Source organism: Streptomyces sp. NPDC086554 (assembly GCF_040686095.1).
Taxonomy (GTDB): domain Bacteria; phylum Actinomycetota; class Actinomycetes; order Streptomycetales; family Streptomycetaceae; genus Streptomyces.
On record NZ_JBFBJK010000005.1, the window covers coordinates 278831 to 297330 of the forward strand.

At 69.1% G+C, this 18500-nt stretch carries 21 protein-coding genes and 1 pseudogene; 7 read left to right on the forward strand and 15 right to left on the reverse strand.

Features of this window, described 5'->3' with window-relative positions:
* Positions 1–61: 61 nt before the first annotated feature.
* The 9 genes from AB0O76_RS10745 to AB0O76_RS10785 form a co-directional block, all read right to left on the reverse strand.
* Entirely contained in the window at positions 62–520 is a 459-nt protein-coding gene (locus AB0O76_RS10745) for a pilus assembly protein TadG-related protein (protein ID WP_365488076.1), read from the reverse strand.
* A gap of 2 nt (positions 521–522) precedes the next feature.
* Positions 523–969, reverse strand: coding sequence for a TadE/TadG family type IV pilus assembly protein (locus tag AB0O76_RS10750; protein WP_365487666.1), 447 nt, complete (start codon positions 967–969; stop codon positions 523–525).
* Positions 969–1415, reverse strand: coding sequence for a TadE family protein (locus tag AB0O76_RS10755; RefSeq protein WP_365487669.1), 447 nt, complete (start codon positions 1413–1415; stop codon positions 969–971). Before AB0O76_RS10755 ends, AB0O76_RS10750 begins: the two co-directional genes overlap by 1 nt.
* A gap of 35 nt (positions 1416–1450) precedes the next feature.
* A complete protein-coding gene (locus AB0O76_RS10760; RefSeq protein WP_365487672.1) occupies positions 1451–1702 on the reverse strand; it encodes a hypothetical protein in 252 nt (83 codons plus the stop codon).
* An 80-nt stretch (positions 1703–1782) separates the two neighbouring features.
* The gene (locus tag AB0O76_RS10765; protein WP_365487675.1) at positions 1783–2712 is read right to left on the reverse strand and encodes a type II secretion system F family protein; all 930 of its coding nucleotides are present in this window, start codon (positions 2710–2712) and stop codon (positions 1783–1785) included.
* Positions 2709–3767, reverse strand: a complete 1059-nt coding sequence (locus AB0O76_RS10770; protein ID WP_365487678.1) for a type II secretion system F family protein — start codon at positions 3765–3767, stop codon at positions 2709–2711. The genes AB0O76_RS10765 and AB0O76_RS10770 overlap by 4 nt, the downstream gene beginning before the upstream one ends.
* Positions 3768–3774: 7 nt before the next feature.
* Complete coding sequence (locus tag AB0O76_RS10775) at positions 3775–5085, reverse strand: ATPase, T2SS/T4P/T4SS family (RefSeq protein ID WP_365487681.1); 1311 nt, start codon at positions 5083–5085, stop codon at positions 3775–3777.
* A complete protein-coding gene (locus tag AB0O76_RS10780) occupies positions 5082–5909 on the reverse strand; it encodes a hypothetical protein (protein WP_365487684.1) in 828 nt (275 codons plus the stop codon). Before AB0O76_RS10780 ends, AB0O76_RS10775 begins: the two co-directional genes overlap by 4 nt.
* Positions 5910–5926: 17 nt before the next feature.
* A complete protein-coding gene (locus AB0O76_RS10785) occupies positions 5927–6667 on the reverse strand; it encodes an RcpC/CpaB family pilus assembly protein (protein WP_365487687.1) in 741 nt (246 codons plus the stop codon).
* A gap of 569 nt (positions 6668–7236) precedes the next feature.
* On the opposite strand from AB0O76_RS10785, the gene AB0O76_RS10790 reads away from it, so the two are divergent.
* The 3 genes from AB0O76_RS10790 to AB0O76_RS10800 all read left to right on the forward strand — a co-directional run bounded on the left by AB0O76_RS10790 (position 7237) and on the right by AB0O76_RS10800 (position 11897).
* Positions 7237–8124, forward strand: a complete 888-nt coding sequence (locus AB0O76_RS10790; RefSeq protein ID WP_365487690.1) for a serine protease — start codon at positions 7237–7239, stop codon at positions 8122–8124.
* A gap of 271 nt (positions 8125–8395) precedes the next feature.
* Complete coding sequence (locus tag AB0O76_RS10795; RefSeq protein ID WP_365487693.1) at positions 8396–10567, forward strand: hypothetical protein; 2172 nt, start codon at positions 8396–8398, stop codon at positions 10565–10567.
* On the forward strand, positions 10557–11897 hold the full coding sequence (locus AB0O76_RS10800; protein ID WP_365487696.1) for a hypothetical protein: 1341 nt from the start codon (positions 10557–10559) through the stop codon (positions 11895–11897). Before AB0O76_RS10795 ends, AB0O76_RS10800 begins: the two co-directional genes overlap by 11 nt.
* Before the next feature lie 81 nt (positions 11898–11978).
* Here AB0O76_RS10800 and AB0O76_RS10805 read toward each other — a convergent pair whose 3' ends face one another.
* The 6 genes and pseudogenes from AB0O76_RS10805 to AB0O76_RS10830 form a co-directional block, all read right to left on the reverse strand.
* Complete coding sequence (locus AB0O76_RS10805; RefSeq protein WP_365487699.1) at positions 11979–12494, reverse strand: hypothetical protein; 516 nt, start codon at positions 12492–12494, stop codon at positions 11979–11981.
* A gap of 252 nt (positions 12495–12746) precedes the next feature.
* Positions 12747–13652, reverse strand: a complete 906-nt coding sequence (locus AB0O76_RS10810) for a hypothetical protein (RefSeq protein WP_365487702.1) — start codon at positions 13650–13652, stop codon at positions 12747–12749.
* The gene (locus AB0O76_RS10815; RefSeq protein WP_365487705.1) at positions 13649–13927 is read right to left on the reverse strand and encodes a hypothetical protein; all 279 of its coding nucleotides are present in this window, start codon (positions 13925–13927) and stop codon (positions 13649–13651) included. Before AB0O76_RS10815 ends, AB0O76_RS10810 begins: the two co-directional genes overlap by 4 nt.
* 262 nt (positions 13928–14189) lie before the next feature.
* Positions 14190–14402, reverse strand: a complete 213-nt coding sequence (locus AB0O76_RS10820; protein ID WP_365488103.1) for a hypothetical protein — start codon at positions 14400–14402, stop codon at positions 14190–14192.
* Between the two features lie 26 nt (positions 14403–14428).
* Positions 14429–14491: pseudogene (locus AB0O76_RS10825) on the reverse strand (Arc family DNA-binding protein); the annotation flags it as partial.
* A 63-nt stretch (positions 14492–14554) separates the two neighbouring features.
* Complete coding sequence (locus tag AB0O76_RS10830; RefSeq protein ID WP_365487708.1) at positions 14555–14782, reverse strand: GntR family transcriptional regulator; 228 nt, start codon at positions 14780–14782, stop codon at positions 14555–14557.
* Between the two features lie 164 nt (positions 14783–14946).
* Here AB0O76_RS10830 and AB0O76_RS10835 point away from each other — a divergent pair, with 164 nt between their 5' ends.
* The 4 genes from AB0O76_RS10835 to AB0O76_RS10850 all read left to right on the forward strand — a co-directional run bounded on the left by AB0O76_RS10835 (position 14947) and on the right by AB0O76_RS10850 (position 18341).
* Complete coding sequence (locus AB0O76_RS10835; RefSeq protein ID WP_365487711.1) at positions 14947–15114, forward strand: hypothetical protein; 168 nt, start codon at positions 14947–14949, stop codon at positions 15112–15114.
* Between the two features lie 492 nt (positions 15115–15606).
* Positions 15607–16356 carry a hypothetical protein gene (locus tag AB0O76_RS10840; protein WP_365487714.1) on the forward strand — a complete coding sequence of 250 codons (750 nt, stop codon included), beginning with the start codon at positions 15607–15609 and terminating at the stop codon, positions 16354–16356.
* A 231-nt stretch (positions 16357–16587) separates the two neighbouring features.
* Complete coding sequence (locus tag AB0O76_RS10845; protein ID WP_365487716.1) at positions 16588–17259, forward strand: hypothetical protein; 672 nt, start codon at positions 16588–16590, stop codon at positions 17257–17259.
* Positions 17256–18341: a hypothetical protein gene (locus tag AB0O76_RS10850; protein WP_365487719.1), complete on the forward strand. Its 1086-nt coding sequence runs from the start codon at positions 17256–17258 to the stop codon at positions 18339–18341. Before AB0O76_RS10845 ends, AB0O76_RS10850 begins: the two co-directional genes overlap by 4 nt.
* Positions 18342–18500: the final 159 nt, after the last annotated feature.

Consider the following 18500-nt stretch of genomic DNA (forward strand, 5'->3'; position numbering starts at 1 on the left):
CAATCTCCGTACGTACGCGATGACGGCCACCCAGAGGAAGGCCGAGTAGCCTTCGGCGTCGCTAGCCGACCGCGTTCTCCGCGACCGCGCGTCCCCGCACCGTCACGTCGCCGCCGTAGAACATCCCCGTGAACACCGGGCTGTACGTCATCTGGACCTCGACCTCGACCTGGGCAGCGTTGGCCGTCACGCAGTGCGTCGCCGCGATGTCCGCGCCCCGCATGCCCATCGTTCCGGCGAACTTCTTGGCGCGCGCGTCGCAGTTCTCGTAGTTGATGGGTGCGCCCTTGGCACCTTCGTAGATGCCCTCGGTGTTGAGGTCCTGGGCGGCGTAGCGCGCGGCCTGTTCCGCGATGTCGGCGGCCCGCTCCCGCTTGGAGATGGACAGACCGCCGTCGATGACGAAGGCCGAGAGCGTGAGGAAGACGAGCGCGAAGATGATGACGGCACCCGCGCCCGAGCCTCGGTCGTCCAGGCGTTCGCGACGGTCAGCAGCCCATGAACGGATACGAGGAGCGATGCTCACGCCGACCTCCTGTAGGGGTCCAGCGAAGAGCTGAAGCTGGCCTTCAGTGTCGTCTCCATGTCGAGGCCGAGAATGGCCAAGCCCCTTACCTGACAGCTCACTTCGACCGTGAAGAATGTGCCGGAGACGAAGCCGGTGCTCGTCTGGTCGACGTTGATCGGCCCGACACACACGCCCTCTAGGTCGGCCTGCGCCGCAGCCCGCGCCTCGGCCATCGCCGTGCCCTGATCCTTCTGGATCGAACCGGCACGCGCGGCGTCACGCGCCGCCCCGTCAACAGCCCCCCGGGCGTCGACAAGCTGGCCGAAGGCCACCAGGATCAGAATGAAGAGGATCATCACGGGTGCGAGGATGACCACCTCGATGGTCGAGAGCCCTCGATCCGACCGACGGCCCGACGCGCGCATCCCGTTGAGGACAGCACGGGCCCATGCGTTCCTCATCAGCCGTTGTCCTCCACGAACCGCTCAACCGGGCCCGCCGACTGCGCGCGTACCGTCATGTCGAGGCCGGGAAAGACGGACGGCACCTTCGCGGTGATCTCCACTCCGACCGTGTTCGCCTTCGGCTCCAGCATCTTCACGTCCGGGCCGATCACCAGCTGCGGACCGAGCTGCTGGATGTAGTCGTCGACCACGTCGCGCGCCTCGCCCCGCCAGCCGCCCGGGTTCTCGTCGGCCGTCGCGCGGGCCTTGCGTGCGCCCGCCTGGGCCGCCGCCTGGGCGACATGGTCCGCGAAGAAGTACAGAGCGAACTGCACCGTCGCGAAGATCATGAAGAACAGTACCGGGGTGAGCAGCACGAACTCGATCGCGGTCATGCCGGATTCACCGCGGGTGGAGGCTGCCTCCACCCTGCGGCGTACCCATCGCTTCACGCTCCCGCGCACTCGTCCCCGCCCTTCGCTCCCCGGCCAACCGCTGATCAGCAGGTCTTGCCGGCGTCGGCGCCCTCGATGCAGTCCTTGACGTCTTCCGCGCCGCCCTTGAGCGCGCCGTTGATGACGGCGGCGACCACGCCGACGATCGCCACGACGACCGCCGAGATGATGACCCACTCGACTGCGGACGCACCGCGGTCGAGCTCGCCCGAGCGGGCACGCTCGACGCGGCCCTTCAGGAAGGTGACAAGGAAGTCCACAGCCGGGATCCCGGTGTTGAAGTTCCGTCCATTCATGGTGAGTTGTCCTCTCAGGAGTGGGGGGAGGTCGCCGGACACTTACCGTCCGGCGGATCCGTCCGTCGCCGTGAAGTTCGTTAGACCTGGAACACGCGCATCGCCGCCGGGAAGATGAGGAAGACCAGGAAACCGGCACACAGCAGCAACTGCGCGACGAGCATCGACTGGGACTTCTCGCCCGCACTGCCCTCGATCTCGGCCATTTCGCGGTGCCGCATCGTCTCCGCTCGGGAGGCGAGCGACTCGCGCACCTTGGCTCCGTCGTCCGCCACCAGGCCGAGAGAAGCCGACAAGTCCTTGAGCTCTTCGACGCCCAGCTGCTCGCCGAGCGTGCCGAGCGCCTGCCACTGGCTGATGCCGGTGATCCGGGCATCGGCCAGCGCGTTCCGGATACGTTGTGTCGCCCATCCGTCGGAGACTTCCGCCGCCGCCATCAGGGCCTCGGGGAGGCCGCGGCCGCCCGCCAGGCTCATCGACACCAGGTCCAGATAGGCGCCGATGACACGGCGCAGATCACGCCGCTTGTCCTGGGCGTCACGCCGCACCTCGAGGTCGGGGAGGAAGAAGAACAGAACACCGAACACCAGCGCCAGCCACACCGGGATGATCGGGCTGCTGCCGAATCCCAGCGTCCAGACGATGGCGAAGAGGAACGGCCCGAAGACGACACCCGTGGCCGCCAGCAACGTCTTCGTCGCCAGGAACTTCTCCCAGCTCCGATCAAGCACTGCCAAGTCGGCCCGCAGCGAGCGCTGTTCCCAGCCCTGCTGCAGATAGAACTCAGCGACCCTCTCGCCCACGCGGGCCCGCGCCGAACCAAGCCGGCCGGATTCCGGCTTGCTGTCCGGGGAACGGTGCGACTCGTAGGCCGCGCCCCTCGCCCGCATCGCATCGATCCGCGCGACAGTGGCAACCGCACTCCGCTTGGACGGCATCAACGCGCGTACGAGGACGTAGATCCCCAGGCCGATGACAGCGCCGATCACGATCGGCATCGTCAGGCTCATCGACGTACCCCCTCAGGATTCGAGAAGCCCGGCTGCGCCGGCTGGCCAGGCTGGCCGTAAGGCCCCGCCTGTCCGGTCAACGGCGCCTGCGGCTCCCCCGGACCCGGCGCACCCGCCCCCCGAGGCCGCACGAACTGCACCCCCGGCTCGTCCCGGACCAGGAAGCGGTCCGGCGTCTCCACCGTCGACAGCTTCCGCAGCCACCAGAAGCCGAGCGCGAACAGACCGCAGACGCAGGCGAGTACGAGCTGACCGACCGCCGTGCCGTACGGCGAGACGAAGTCGCGGTTGAAGATGGACAGGCCCAGGACGAACGCGATCGAAACCGCCACGACAATCTGCACCGACCGCCGCGTCGACGCCCGCTGCGCCATGACCCGCTGCCGCATGTCGACCTCTTCACGCGCCGACTTGGCGAGAGCGCCGAGAACTTGCCTCAGCCCCGGCCCCCGCAGCTTCGCGTTCAGGATCAGCGCCGCCACGATGATGTCGGCCGACGCGTCGTCGATCTCGTCCGCAAGGACCTGCAGCGCCTCCGGCAACGGCGTACGCGCCCGCAACCGGTCTACCAGAGCGTCGAGATGGGGCCGGAGCACCGGCGCCGCCGCCCGCGCGGAAGCGGGGATCGCCTGCTCCAGGCCGACCGCGCCCGCGATCGTGTCGCGCAGGGACTCCGTCCAGGCGGCGAGGGCCTCGACGCGCTTCATCTGGGCGCGCTCCTCCGCCGCACCGCCGAACAGCTTGTCCCAGAAGAAGACGAGGATGCCGGACGCGATGCCCGCCACCGCCCAGCGGGTGAGGAGGAGGACCACGAGACCGACGCCGACGGCCAACGAGCCGCGCTGGCCCGCGAAGCGGATCAGTTCGCTCATCCGCTCGCTGGCCTTCTGCTTCTCGTGCTCCGGCTTCACCGGCAGCCCGCGCAGCGCGATCGCGAGGACCGCGAGGCCTCCGCCGACCGCGATGCCGCAGCCCAGTGCGTACAGGACGGGCAGCGAGAAGAGGCCGCCCATCGAGCCGAGTCCACTCAAAGCCGCAAGCTCGGTCGAGTTCATGTCGTGCTCACCCCCATTGCCCGGCGGGGCGGTAGCCGAAGGCGGCCAGGTCGTCCATGCAAGCTATCGGCGCATGCGCGACGACCTGCCCGTTCGCGGCCTCCGCGAAGACCTCGCTGGAAAGGACACGGCCGTCTACGCCGTTGACCTCGCGGACCGAGGTCACCATGCGCTGGAGCTTGCCGCCGGTCTGGTAGTTGTTGCGCCGCTGGATGAAGACGACGAAGTTGACGGCTCCGGCCACGAGCATCTGGCTCGCCTCGATGGGCAGCCGCTCGGAGGCCTGGAGGGCGTACGTCGAGATGCGGTTGAAGACCTCACTCGAGCTGTTGGCGTGGATCGTGGAGAGCGACCCGTCGTTGCCCTGCGACATCGCGTTCAGCATCGTCACGATCTCGTCGCCGAGGACCTCACCGACGATGACGCGGGAAGGGTTCATACGGAGGGAACGGCGCACGAGCTCCGCCATCGAAATGGAGCCCTGGCCCTCGGAGTTGGGCAGGCGCTCCTCGAAGGCGACGACGTTCGGGTGCAGATCGGCGTACTGGTCGAGACCGAGTTCCAGGGCTCGCTCGACGGTCACCAGACGCTCGTGCGGCGGGATCTCGTTGGCGAGGGCACGCAGGAGCGTCGTCTTACCGGCGTTCGTCGCGCCCGCGATCATGATGTTCTTGCGAGCCCGCACCGCGCACGCCATGAAGTGCGCGACCTCGGGGGTCACCGTGCCGTTGCCCACCAGGTCCGACATGAAGACCTTGCCCATGCGGGCACGTCGGATGGAGAGCGCGGGGCGCCGCGTGACGTCCATGACGGCCGACAGACGCGAGCCGTCGGGGAGCCGGAGGTCGAGCTGCGGGTTCGCGGAGTCGAAGGGGCGGGAGGAGAGACCGGAGTAGGCGCCGAGGATCTGGATGAGCTCGATGAGCTCCTCGTCCGTCTCGGCGACCGGGTCGCCCCTGACCTCACGCCCGTCGGCATATCCGACGAAGACCTGGTCGTACCCGTTGATGTCGATGTTTTCGACCTCGGGGTCGTCCAGGAGCGGCTGGAGGCGGCCGACGCCGAAGAGCGCGGCGTGCACGGCGGCCGCGTACTTCTCCTCGGTCTCGGCATCCAGCGGGGTGCGCCCGGCGTTGATCTCTATCCGGGCGTACTCCTCCAGGATCTGGGCGATCACGGCACGGGCGTACTGCCGCTCGTCCTCGCCCGACATGGGGGTGACACCGGAGATCTGGTCGAGGCGGCGCTGCTCGGCGATGCGGTCACCGGCGTCCTGCCGGAACCGCTTGACGAGCTGGTGATCGACCGGCACGCTCATCGGCCCGCCCCGGCGGTCGGGTTGGCCCAGGCGGCGCCGTACTGCTGGTACAGGTCGACGGTCACCTTGCGGGCGGAGCGGATCAGCATCGACTTGTCGAGGCGGCCGCGCTTGCGTCCTGCCAACTGGTCGGCGCCCGCAGGGTCGTCGGCGAGCGTGCCCACGACGCGCGCGCCGGTCTGCCCGGCCACCAGCATGTCGTTGACCTGGTGGACGAGCTTGGCGGATGTCGAGGGATCCGCGATGAGGAGTACGCCGATGAGTGGGGTCGCCAGCGACGCGGCCCCACGGGATCCGCCGTGCAGCTTGGCGGCGAGCGCCGCGGCACGGTCGCGCACGCGGGCGATGGCCTCGGGCTCGGTCCGCGAGACGAGCAGCACGAGAGCCGCCTGCGGGAAGAGTTCGACGGCCGGGGTGTCCCCACTGATGCGACCGCAGTCGGCGATCACGTCGGCGGGAGCGTGGGGCGAGTCGGCGAGCTGCGAGAAGGCGCGACCGAGGGTGGGCCAGAGCCCCGCGAGCCCGGCGGCCTGTTCGGCCACCCCGAGCCCGACCAGGACTTCGAGCCCACCGGCCAACGGCTGGGTGTGGTCCCACAGTTGATCGGGGACAAGTCCCCGACGCGCGGTGGCGGCGATGCTGAGCATGCCGGTGTTGGGGTTGAGCGGTCCGCCGTGCGCGGCGGCACTGCGGTAGACCAGGTCGCCGCCGGCGGGGTCGGTCTCCGCGACGAGGACGCGCCGCGGCCAGACGGCCGCCAGTGCGACGGCCGCGGTGGTGACCCCGGGAGACCCCTTGTCTGCGGCGAGAGCAATGAGCGCCATGTCTCTTCTACTCGCCTCTAGTTGCCGTTGGGAGACACTTGGACGAGGGAGACCTGCCCCGCGGACGCGGCCCTGGTGACGGCGGCGGCATCGGCGCTGTCCACCAGGAGCGTGACGCCGAGGGCGCCGGTGCTCACGGTCGCGTCGCTCTTGTCGGCGATGGAGCTGACGCGGGCGGCGGCGACGATGGGGCTGTCGCTCGCGCCGCCACCGGCTCCGGCGGAGCCGCCGGTCTCCTTGTCGTTGGACCCGGATGATGCCGAGTCGCCGACCTGGTAGACGTCCACGGTGTCGCCGGTCTTCAGGCCGTCCGCCGGGTACTGCCCCTCCTTGAGGGAGACGCCGACGGCCGACTTGCCCGCGGGCAGCCCGCTCTTGCTGGAGAACATCTCTCCGACGGCGACGGCGCCCTTGGGGATGGTGTTGGTGGCCTTGAGCTTCTTCAGGCTGTCGACCTGGGACCACTTCACGTAGTTGATGCCGGAGTCGTCGGCGACCATCACCGAGGTGACGTTGCCGTCGTTCACGGACTCGCCCGCCGGGATCTCGTTCGTGATCTTCACGACCTCGATACGTTCCCCTGCGCGCAGCACGAGAACGGTGGCGCCGAGCGCGCCGATGAGGATGAGCAGAACGGCCAGGGCGGCGAGTGCCGGTTTGCGCTCGCGAGGCGGCGCGGGAAGGCGCTCACCGACCGCTGGCTGAACCGGCGCGGCAGAACGGCTGTTGCCCGCCCCCGTACGCTCTTGGATCTTCACGCAACTGCTCCCCGCACGCCCAAGAAGATTCGGTCATTTTCGGACACTCGCGACTCTCTCGCCCGCCTCGGGCGGGCTATTCAGCCCCAGGCACAGTGTCAAGTCATCGCACCGTATCAGCAGCACATAAGCCCCTCAAGGCGCGTCAAGGCTGCCGGAGCCCGCACCCCTCATCGTTATCCACGCGCAATCCCCGCTCCATGGTTCCCACCCATTCCTGGAACCTCTGGAGAGGCAAAGATGTGCGTACGCGAATAGACGCCCTTTGCGCAACGGGCGGCGCGGGGCTCGGTGATGAGGAACACCGACCGATCCGTGACAACTGGACCGCTGATCCATCAGCCGCACGGATGACGCCGGAAGGGGCGGGGCCGGTTCCCGGGGTCGGTTCCCGGGGCCGGTTCCCGGGGCCGGTTCCCGGGGGCGGCCAATGAACCTCGGCCACTTATCCCCCGTCTCACAGTCCGGCGCAAGGGCCGCGCGGCGAACGCTCGTTGAACGGGCGGCAGCAGCGGCACGGTCCCGCGCGCCGGAAACTCCTGCTCACACGAAAGAGAAATTCAACCCCCATGAGACTTTCCTTTCCCTCACGCGCACGACGCGGCTCGCGCAAGACGGTGGCGGCGACCGGCGTAGCCACGGCTGCCCTGGCCCTGCTGGCCACAAGCACCCCCGCCGCGCACGCCATCATCGGCGGCACCGAGGTCTCCAACGACGCCTACCCCTTCATGGTGGCCGTCATGGACAAGGGCCAGGGCAGCGCGCTCGACCGCCAGTTCTGCGGCGGCAGCCTCGTCACCGCGGACACGGTGATGACGGCGGCGCACTGCCTCGTCGACGACGCGGGCAAGCCCGCGAGCCCGAAGACGCTGCAGGTGGCGGTCGGCCGTACGGTCCTCTCCTCCTCCGGCCAGGGCCAGGTCCGCAACGCCGCGAAGGGCGGTGTGGTCGTCCATCCCCGCTACCTCAAGGGCCAGGAGGCGTACGACGTAGCCTTCATCCAACTCAGCAAGCCAGTAAGGGGAATCAGCCCGATAGCCCTCCCCACCCAGGGCACGGACGCGCTGATCCGCCCGGGCCAGAAGGCGACGGTCGCCGGCTGGGGAAACACGGACACGGAACTCCCCAACACCCCTGACCGCCTCCGCGAGGTGAAGGTCCCGATCCTCTCGCACGCGGAATGCAAGACGAGTTACGGGGAGTACGACTCAAAGGTCAACTTCTGCGCGGGAGTTGAGACGAAGGACTCCTGCCAGGGCGACAGCGGCGGCCCCATCTTCCGCCACGTCCCCGGCCGCCGCGCCCCCATCCAGGTGGGCGTCGTCTCGTACGGCGAGGGCTGCGGTGCGCAGGGCGCTCCGGGTGTCTACACGTCGGTGAGCTCGTCGAAGCTGTGGAAGACGCTGGATGAGTCGGCTGGGGGGAAGAAGATCAAGCGGGCGATGAACCGCCGCTGATCCGCCGAGTTGATCGCTCGGAGCTGACCACTCGGAGCTGATCCCGCGGAGCTGATCCCGCGGACGGGAGAGCCTCACCCTCGGCGGTGAGGTTCTCCCACAGGCGTCTCCCACAGGCGTCTTACTCCGCCCCTCTCCATTCTGTGACCCATCGCGCCAATAGGGCACATTGCTCGGCATCATCCCGAATGCATCACCGTCGAGGAGATCCAGTCCATCAACCGCTGATGGCGAGTGTCCCGTCGACCGTAGCGACAGTAAAGTGCGCCCAATGAGCAAAGGGGCGGGACGGGTGACAGGGGTCGGGGTGGCCAAGGCCGTCCGCGGGGTCGAGGACACGTCCGCAGGGGCGGACCCTGCGCGCGGCGGCCGTGGCAGACGCGATCTCGCGCTGCTCGCCACAGCCGGCATCTGTCTCCTCCTGACGCTGCTCGGCGGCCTCACCGCACCCCCGGCCACCGCCGCCCCCGCCGACGACACCCCCACCCAGGCCGCCGCCCTCGCCGACCGGCTCCGCGACGACCCCATCTATGTATCCGACCAACTGCCCCGCGAGATCCCCCGCTCCACCGCGCCCGACTTCGCGAAGCTCGCCAAGCGCACCGGTGTTCCCACCTACGTCCTCGTGCTCCCCGATCAGGGGATCGGCGGCGACCGGCTGCTGGGGGCCGTGCACGACCGGCTCGGGCGGGACGGTCTGTACGTGCTCGTCGACTACATGGGGGTCACGGACGCCGAGGCCTTCGGAGTGCGAGCGCCCGCCGACGACGCGTACACCGTCTCCCTCTATGAACTGCCGCACGACGCCGGGCCGTTGCGGACGTTCGAGCGGTTCGTCGACGTCGTCGCCCAGGGACGCGAGAAGGCCGCCCAGCGTGCGGAGGCAGCCCGTAAGAAGTACGGAGGCGACAGCGGTGAAGAGGCCGCGGAGATGCACATCGATCCGGTCGACCGCGACAATCAGTCCTTCGCCACCGGGATCGCGCTGACCGGCGTACCCCTCATCATTCTTGCCATCAGTCCTTATGTACGTCGTTGGCGGCGGAGGGTGACGGCGGCCCCAGCCCCTCCCCAAACTGCTGCGCAGAAGCGGCACTTCACTCCCCTGCGTGTCGAAGCCGGCCTCGCCGCACTCGCCGCCGTCGCCATCGCCTTGAGCGCCACCCTCGTCTTCGACCAGGAGACGTCGAGCGCCTCCCCGCAACCCACCGCCGCCGATCTGTCGACCCGCGTCGAACGAGTCGCCGACGGCCTGAAGCGGAGCCCCGTCTACAGCGACCCCGAGAGTCCGCGCGTCCTCGACGCGCGGCAGCTGCGCGAACTCCGCGGCCAGATCAAGGACTTCGACCGTGGTCCCGTCTTCGTGGCCCTCGTCCCGCAGCTGACCGAGGACGAGTCCGCGGGCGAGCCCGAGATCTTCGTCGAGGCGGTGCGCAAGCGGATCGGGGCGGCCGGGGAGCGTGGCGTCTACGTCGTCGCCGATCCCCTCGGCGGGTACATCGACGTCGTCACGTACGACGTACGCATCGATGCCAATCTCGTCGCCTTCGAGATTCCCGATTCCCTTCGCTACGGCGATGACGACGACCGGTCACGCGACCACCAACTCGGCCAGCGCCTCGGCAAGTTGATGACGCTCCTCGATGACGCGCCGCGCGTCAAGCAGCCTGAGACCTCCTCGCTCGGCATGGACGACGCTCCCGAACCCGTCGAGGACGGCGAGCTCGCGTCGCTCTTCTCCGGGGACTTCTGGCCGGGGCTGCTGGTCGGTGCCTTCGCGGCCGGGATCCTCTTCGGCGTCGTCGCCTCGCTGCTCGGCATCACCCGCCTCGCCGTGCCGAGCCTGAGGCGGCCCCGTGCGAACACCACTAGCGCGTCTGCGACCTCCCATCCCGAATTCGACGCGCCCCCGGCGCCTTCCCTTGACTTCCTGCGTCGCACCGCGCGTGACGAACTCGATGCGCTCGGGCGGGAGTTCGATCCCGACGCCGCTCTCCGTTCCAGTCTCCGCACCCGCGTCTGGGACTGTCTCGACGCCGCCACGCTGCTCGTCGACCGTGACCCCGACGGGCACGTCGACGACGACGCCACGCCCTCCGACCTCGCCGCCGCCATCGTCCTCGCACGGACGGGCCGGGCCGTGCTCGCCGGCGCCGACAAGCCATGTTGCGCCCTCAATCCGCTGCACGGCCCCGCGACGGGCTGGCGTGACGCCCAGTACGCACCCGAGGAGCAGCGGCTGCGCACCATCCCGGTGTGCGCGCAGTGCCGCGTCCTGGTCGGCGCGCAGCCGCGCCAGGCGCACACGCTGCGGCTGACCCTGCCGGGGTCAGCACGGTTCGTACGCGTGCCGTACGAGGAGGCACCGGGCCCGCTGCCCTCGATACAGCAGGGAATCCCCCAACTCATCCGCCAGGTACGGGAGTACGCCGGTGTTCAGTGACCTGAAGCGCGCCGCAGCGGCCATGGCCCTCACGGTTCTCGTCGTGGCAGCGCCCCCGGCCGCCGCGCAGGCGCCCGCCGCTCCCAGCCCGGGCGAGAAGATCGCCGACGCGTTGCGCCGTTCACCGGTGTACGTCGATGCCGCGTACGCCGACTCCGTACCGACCGCCCGCCAGCAGCAGCTCGTACGGCAGATCGAGAAGACCGGCCTGCCGATCAAGGTGGCCCTCGTACCGATCGTCCAGGGCGACGCGTACGACGGCGAGTCCGACGTCTTCGCGGAGGTCGTGCACGACCGGCTCGACGAGCGCGAGCTGATCCTCGTCACCGCCGGCGACCGATGGACCGGCGACCTCAACGGCTTCGAGTGGCCTGGCGAGGAACAGCAGGCCGCCGACGCGGTCCGCACCGTCGGCTTCCTCGACGAGATGAAGGACGCCGGTCTCGCCGAACAGACCGCGAAGGCGGTCGAGTTGATCGAGCGGGGGGACGGGGAGAAGGCGTACGAGGAGGCCACGGACGAGGCTTTGGGCCCGGATTCTGGTGGCGGGAGCAGTGCGCGGCCCGATGATGGCGCGGCGGGGTCCGACAAGAGCGACTCCGGTGCGGGCGACTCCACATGGCAGCCGCTGATCACAGCCGCGCTCGCCCTCGCCCTCGCCCTCGCCCTCGCCGCCGGCGTCCTCTTCTTCTTCGTACGTCGTCGGCGGCGCGGCCCGGGTACGACCGGCTCCCCGTTCGCCTTCCCCCAGGCCGTGTTCGCCGCGGCGCGGGAGGCGGATGAGGCGGCTCTGCGCCGCCAGACGGAGGCGGAGGTCGTGGCGCTCGGCGATGCGGCGCAGGCAGCGGACACGTCAACTCCCGCTCTCCAGCAGGCACTTGATGCCTACGCGGCCGCGGGCACGGTTCTCGACGCGGCCCGCGGTCTGCCGGACCTGGCGGGGGTGCTGGCCCTGGTGGCAGAGGGCCGGGACGCCTTGGTGGCAGATGGCCGGGACGACGCCCTGGAGGGCACGTCGACCCCGCTCCCCCTCTGCTTCTTCAACCCCCTGCACGGCCGCGCCGAACGCCGCATCCGGTGGCGCCCGCTGGGCCGCCGCGATCACCTGCACATCGCGGCATGCGAGGCGTGCGGAACGGCAGTGCGCACGCGTCGCGCCCCGGAGGTACTGACGGACACCGACGCCGATGGGCGTTCGGTCCCGTACTTCGAGATCCCGGCGGACCGGAGCGTGTGGGCGGCGACGGGGTACGGCTCACTGCTGCGGGACGGGGAGGACGGGCTCGCGGGGCGAGTGGGGCGGGGGGAGTTTTCGCGGGGGCGGGGGTGACGGGGCGCCGCCCCGAGAGACAGCCGGAAGCCGGCCGGAAGACAGCCCTGCGCCGGCCCTACGCCGACCGAGAGCGGCCCGTCACCCGACGGGGCCCCAGTTCCGCCGCGGCCGAGACGGCTCGGCGGCAGCTGCGGTGCGGGACGCCGCCCTCCTCGCATCCTGCCGCGCCCCCACCCGCAACGACACGGCCGCCGCAACCCCGAGGGCGGCCAGGATCGCCAGAAACCCCCCGAAGCCGAGCGAGAACCACCCCCCGCTCTCGCCCCGCCCCAACTGCCGCACCCCGCTCACGAGAAACGTCACGGACAACACCGTCACCGGCAGCAGCCACGGCCACGGATGCGGCTCCGCCACCGGCTCCTCCCGCCGCCCCTCGCAGAACGCTGCGTACCAATAGCGGGCACACCACCAGCCGACGGCATACACAGACACGGCCGCAGCCCCCAGCGCGCACCGTGCCAACGGCTCGACACCGCGGCCGAGCGCCCCGGACGTCAGCCCCACCGACAGCACGAGCATGATGAGAAACAGCAGCATGCCGACGGCGAGACGGTATCGACGGCTGCCATCAAGGGCCTGGCGCGCGACAAACATGCGGCCACCCTAGGCGAGGCCCCTGCGGCGCACGCGGCCAGTGGCGGTCGGCAACTCCGCACCCTGCCCTACCCAGGGCTTCATCTTCGGCCCAATGCCGCCCCAGGCCGCGCCCCACTTCGGCGAGGGCATCCGCTGCCTGCGCAGCTGGACGGGCCCCGACGGCGTCCTGATGCTGTCCGTCACGTACGCCTGGAACGACCCGGCGCTGCTGGCAAACGCACCCACCGGGCCGCACGCCCCGGGCAGCACTCAGTCGTGCGGGACTTCCTCGACCACGGTCTCCCGGAAGCGCCACGAGCCCCGGTTGCCATAAGCCTCCGCGCGCAGCCCCGTCTCCCAAGCGATGCGGGCGGCCCGGTGATGCGATACGTCGGGGTAGTCCTCGGGATACACCGTGATGTAGCCACGACGGTCAGCGGGGTACGTGCGCAAGGCCTCGCGGAGTTTCAGTTCCTGCTCGTCCTGCGTGGCGTGGTTGCGAGTGATGACCTTGTACGCCTTCCGCATCCTGTTGGCCGGCTCGCGGGCGGCCCTGCGCCTGGCTGCCGCCGAGCCTCGCCATGTCATCCAACCGACAGAGCCGAGTGCGGCGAGGGCGAACGATCCGGCGCCGAGCAGTTCACCTGCTGCGCTCGCCTCGCCGAGCGTCCGGGGGGCGAGTTCGCCCTCGGGATCCTCCAGAACCGTCAGGACCTGCCCGATGTCGTACACATCGGAGGTCGTTTCCAGCTCCGGCCCCAACACCTTCGTGCCGTCCCGCCGCTCCAGCGTGTAGTGGGAGTGCCGGGCCTTGCGCCCCTGCGCCGGATCGAGGCGTTCCTTCGTGACCGTGGCGGTGATCTGCTCGCCGCGCCGCTCAAGGGTGAGGTCGTCGCGGGCCATGCCTGCGACCCCCACGGAGAGCACAGAGGTGAACACGATGAACAGCGTTGCGTACAGGCTGGATTCACCGGAGACGCCGAGCCGGTGGATCAGCACGACGAGAAGCACCCCGTGCAGAATCCACAGGGGTACCTGGAGGCCGAGACCGAAGGCGCCCGCGACCAGATACATTCCCACGATCACCGCGGTCACGTAGCAGCCGACGACGATCGCCGCCACGGCGCGATACCGCGTACGCCGTGGCCGCGCCAGGCCGCCTGTGTCAACGCTCATGGCCGGCGCGACGCTCCTTCTCCCCTCGGGACCTCCGGGACCTCGTCCGCCGGGACCTCGTCCACCGGGACCTCGTCCGCCGAGGCCTCGTCCGCCGAGACCGACTTCATGATGACGCTCAGGATCTGGAGGTAATCGTCCCAGTGCTCCCTGTCCTCCGTCATGAAGAGAAAGAGCGCCGAACCGGGACCGGTTTTCAGCGGCACGCAGACTTCCACGAACCGGATCGTGGTGGGGACGGGTTCGTCCAGACCGCAGAGCGCGCCGGGCAGCATCAGGTCCCGGTGTCGCGGCCGGGCTGCTTCATCAGGTGGGCAATGTGGTCAAGGTTGCCCTTCACCCTGAGCAACACCGCATAGTCGACCGATAAATCACTCATACCGCCCCCAGTTCACCGACACCCGTCACCGCTACTTTCCGCGGGTGACCGGGCCAGAGCGCAACCGTACGACTACCGTTGCCACAACGGCAGTTCAGGACAACACCACTCACGCAGCCTTAACGCGCCACACCGGTTCGACGCTCAGCGTCAGCGGTTCAAGGCAACACGTGATTCGGCCGCGCCGCATGCACGGCAGCGCCGATGCCGTATGGCACGCCGTCGCGCTGAAGTGCCGCCGGCGTCACAGCCATCGCGTAGTCGTCGTCGATCAGATGCAGCACGTCCACCATGACGCCGATGTACTCGACGATTCCCGGCCGCTCCCGCTCCGCTTCCAAGGAGCAGACGACCGGAACCCAGAGCAGCACGTCATCACTGCCGAGTGCGGGTTGGATCGGCCGCGCGCTTCGGCGACAGCGGCAAGCTGGTCTCGCACCTCGGCGGGCACGCGGATCATGACGTCGGCGAGGCAGTCGGCATCCGGCGCGTATACGCGGACGTGGCCCCCTCGGCGGCGACATCACTTGTCGGCGACGAAGGAGCCCATCCCGCGCGTGGTGACGATGAGGCCTTCGGCGCGGAGGGCGGCGGTGGCTTTGCGGACAGTGACGCGGGATACGCCGAACTCCTGCTCCAGCTTCACTTCGGAGATCAGTCCGTGCACGGGGTACGTCCCGTCGGCGATCCGCCTCCGGATCTCCTCGGCGATCTGCTCCCACTTGGGCCTGGTCGGATTGAATTCGAACACGACCGAACTGTACGTAGGCGGCGCGATCCAGGCATAGAAGCTGCTGTCATAGCCTAGGTATAGACAGGTCTTTACATCTCGCTCTACGGTAAGCCAACAAGAGACCCCGGCGACGGATGAAGGCCGCCCCGGGGCATGGCCGAACGCTTCGAAGGAGCGCCGACATGCGCGACCTTATCGCCCGCTTCCTACGCTGGACCCTCACGTACTGCACCCCGCATCCGCGCGGTCGGCACCGCGCCGACGCCGCACCAGTACGGCACGCCCCCTCCCTGCCAGGCCCCTTCACCGAACTCCTCGACGTCAGCACCCAACTCCTCGTACGCCCCTAGTACTTGACCCGGAGGAACTGCGCCGCCAACGCGCCCGCCGCCGCGCCCTGTACCTGGCCACGCTCGGCATCGACGTAGGCCCGCAGAACATCCACGGCGTACGGGTGGCCGCCGGATGACCCCACACCCGCGCCCACCGGTCCGCATGTGCGCCCGCTGCCAACACACCACCGACGCCCCCGTCCTCGTACACGAGGTGCACGCGGCCACGGGTCCCGGCTTCAACGTCTACGCGTGCCAGGCCTGCGCCACGCACTACCCGCCACCCACCGACGCACTGGAACTCCTCGACGCGACACCCCGGCCGAGCACCACGACCCCGGCAACTCCGCGGCAGCCGGGGTCTCCCCCCACCTCACCCTTCGCGTCACGACACGATGACAGCCCATCGAAATAAGGCGAGTTGCCCCGTAATCGACCCTGGCGGAACCAACAACCCCACAGATAACGTCGGGCTGTTGGAGACACCCCTCGCCCCACCGGGAGCCGACTGTGAACCGCCGCACCATGCCCGTCGCCGCCGCGCTCGCCGCGACCGCAGCCCTGCTTCTGACGGCCTGCGGGGGCGGTGACGGCGACAAGGGAAGCAAGGACGGCAACTCCGACAAGGCGACCGACTCCTCCGCGCCCCCCGCCGAGGAGAAGCCCACCGAATCGGCTGCCCAACTCGCCCTCACCAAGAACGAAGTGCCCGCCCACGCCATAGTGGAGCCCGCCGACGACTACGTCTTCGCCAAGTCGAGGGCCAACATCAAGCTCAGCAAGCCCGTCTGCGCCCCGCTCGGGTACGCGATGAGCCAGTTCCCCGTCGGCGACTCGCAGGACAGCTTCGTCCGCGTCGCGGAGGCGAAGGAGTTCGACGGCACCTTCACATACATCACGCTCGCCACGTACGCACCCGGTCAAGCGCAGGACGCCATGGCTGACATGACCAAGGCGGTCGGCGCCTGCACGGGCGGCTTCACGGCGAAGGGGGACAAGGCCGCCTCCAACGTGTACGAGTCCGTCGCCTCCGAGAGCACCGGGATCGCACCCACACCCGGCGCCGACGAGTCCCTGGCCTTCAGGGCCACGAGCAAGCACCAGGGCAACACGCATACCGTGCGCACTCAGGCCACCCGGCACGGTGACACCATCGCCATCTATTTCGCGGTGGACGGCAACGCGTACCTCCAGTCACGTGCCGGCGACGCCAAGATCTTCCCCGCAGTGGTCAAGTCGCAAGAGAAGAAGCTCAGTTGAGGCCAATGGGCCGTCTCGGCCGACCCAGACGTCCCCACGGAACGCCCCTCACCGCAGAGCCCCGGCCCCTCATAGCGGCCGAGGCCCTTCATAGCGGCCTTCTTCGCGTCACGACACGATGACGGTTCGCCGAAATGGCGCGCCTTGCCCCGCTATCGACCCTGGCGGAACCAACAACCCCACAGTTAACGTCGGCCCCTTGGAGACCCCTCGCCCCACCGGGAGCCGACCGTGAACCGCCGCACCATGCCCGTCACCGCCGCGCTCGCCGCGACCGCAGCCCTGCTCCTGACGGCTTGCGGCAGCGGGGACGACGGCGCCAAGGACAACGACAAGATCGCCGGCGCCGAGCAGGGCGCAGAGAAGCCGAAGAAGTCGGCCGAGCCGTCAGGCGCACCGGCCGAGGACAAGCCGGACGGCGTGGACCTGACGCTGCCCAAGGACATGAAGCTGGTCTTCGACTGGGAGAAGCCGAAGGACAAGAACGAGGCGGCAGCGATGGGCGATGCCGCCAACTTCGTCCGGGCCATCTACCACGGCGTCGACAAGCGCACGGCCAAGAACGCGGCCGTGACCACCTACGCCACCGGTGAGGGTCTGCACTACGCGAAGGTGCAGATCGACAGCCGAGTCGAAGACGGCTGGACCGCCACTGGCACGCGACGGCACTACGAAGCGACCACGCGGTCCACGGCGAACGGCAACTCGGTGGAGGTCGCGTTCTGCGCGGACTCGAGCAAGTTCTACGGCAAAGAGGTCAAGACCGGGAAGGTCCAGAAGACCAAGCCCAGCATCTCGGACTTCGACCACTTCAAGATCATCATGGTCAAGTTCCCCACAGGCAAGGGTCTTTGGCAGGCATCCAAGGTGTTCGTCGAAGAGAAGGCGGAGAAGTGCCAGTGAACAGACCACGACGTGCGGCCCTCGGTACTGGTACCGCCGCTCTGACACTCGCCCTCGGCGCCCTCACCCTCACGGGCCCCGCCTACGCGGGAGAGCCGGAGAAGAACGGCAACGGAGCCAGCACTGAAGAGAAGGGCGGCGGCGACGGAACCGGCATCTACGCCGCCGCGAAGGTCCAGTACTCCGGAGCCGTCACCAAGGACGGCGGCAGCGGAAACGTCTCCTCGGCACACGTCAACTGGACGCCGCCGCCTTGCTGGTACGCCCCGTACCTCGGCGCCAAGGACTTCAAGAAGAAGATGTCCAAGAACATCAAGGACGCCAAGAACACACCCGGCATGACGGGCCACGCCGGCGCGGCAATCAACGAGATGGAACGTCACTACGAGGACGACTACGGCTGGACGGACACCCCCGGCTACAAGGACTACAACGTCGACAAGGACGGCGAGGGGATGTTCTGGGCAGGGGTCGAGAACCCCAACGAGCCGGACTACCTGAAGCGGACCGGGTGCACAGACCTGCCCTTCTGGGTCGACAACGGCGAGCCCCCGCCGCCCCAGCACGAAGAAGCCATCACCCCCGAGATGCTGGCCGCCCTCGCCTACCAGCACATGGAGCTGCCGGGCACCAAGGTCACCCTCGCGCCCGAGGCCGTCACCAAGGTGAATCTGCCCACGTGGGCCTGGCTCGACAAGGCCGTCTTCGACGAGGTCAAGGCCACGGCGGAGATCAACGTCCCCGGCTTCAACCTCCAGGCGACGACGACCGCGAAGCCCAAGTCGCTCACGCTCGACCCCGGCACCAAGGACGCCACCACCATCCCCGCCAACGGCGAATGCCCCATCGTCGACGGCAAGATCGGTGAGCCCTACGCCAAGGGCAAGTCCAAGGAGACCCCGCCCTGCGGCGTCACCTACCGCCGCTCGTCCGGCGGCGACACCTTCCCGCTGAAGGCCTCCCTCACCTGGGAGATCAGCTGGGTCGGTACGGGCCAGGCGGCACCGGTCGGTCTGCCCAACGGCACGATCGAGGCGGTGCAGGACATCACGGTGGAGGAAATCCAGTCCATCAACCGCTGAGGCCATGGCCAGTCGCAGCAGAGTCCCGCCGGCACACCGCGATATGCGGCCGCCGGCGGGACTTTCTGTTGAACCTCCGACCCCGGGATACGGCATCCAGCCGCCGGTCCGGCACAGAAGCACCGTCAACACCGCGTCAATTCCGCATCAGCCGGACAT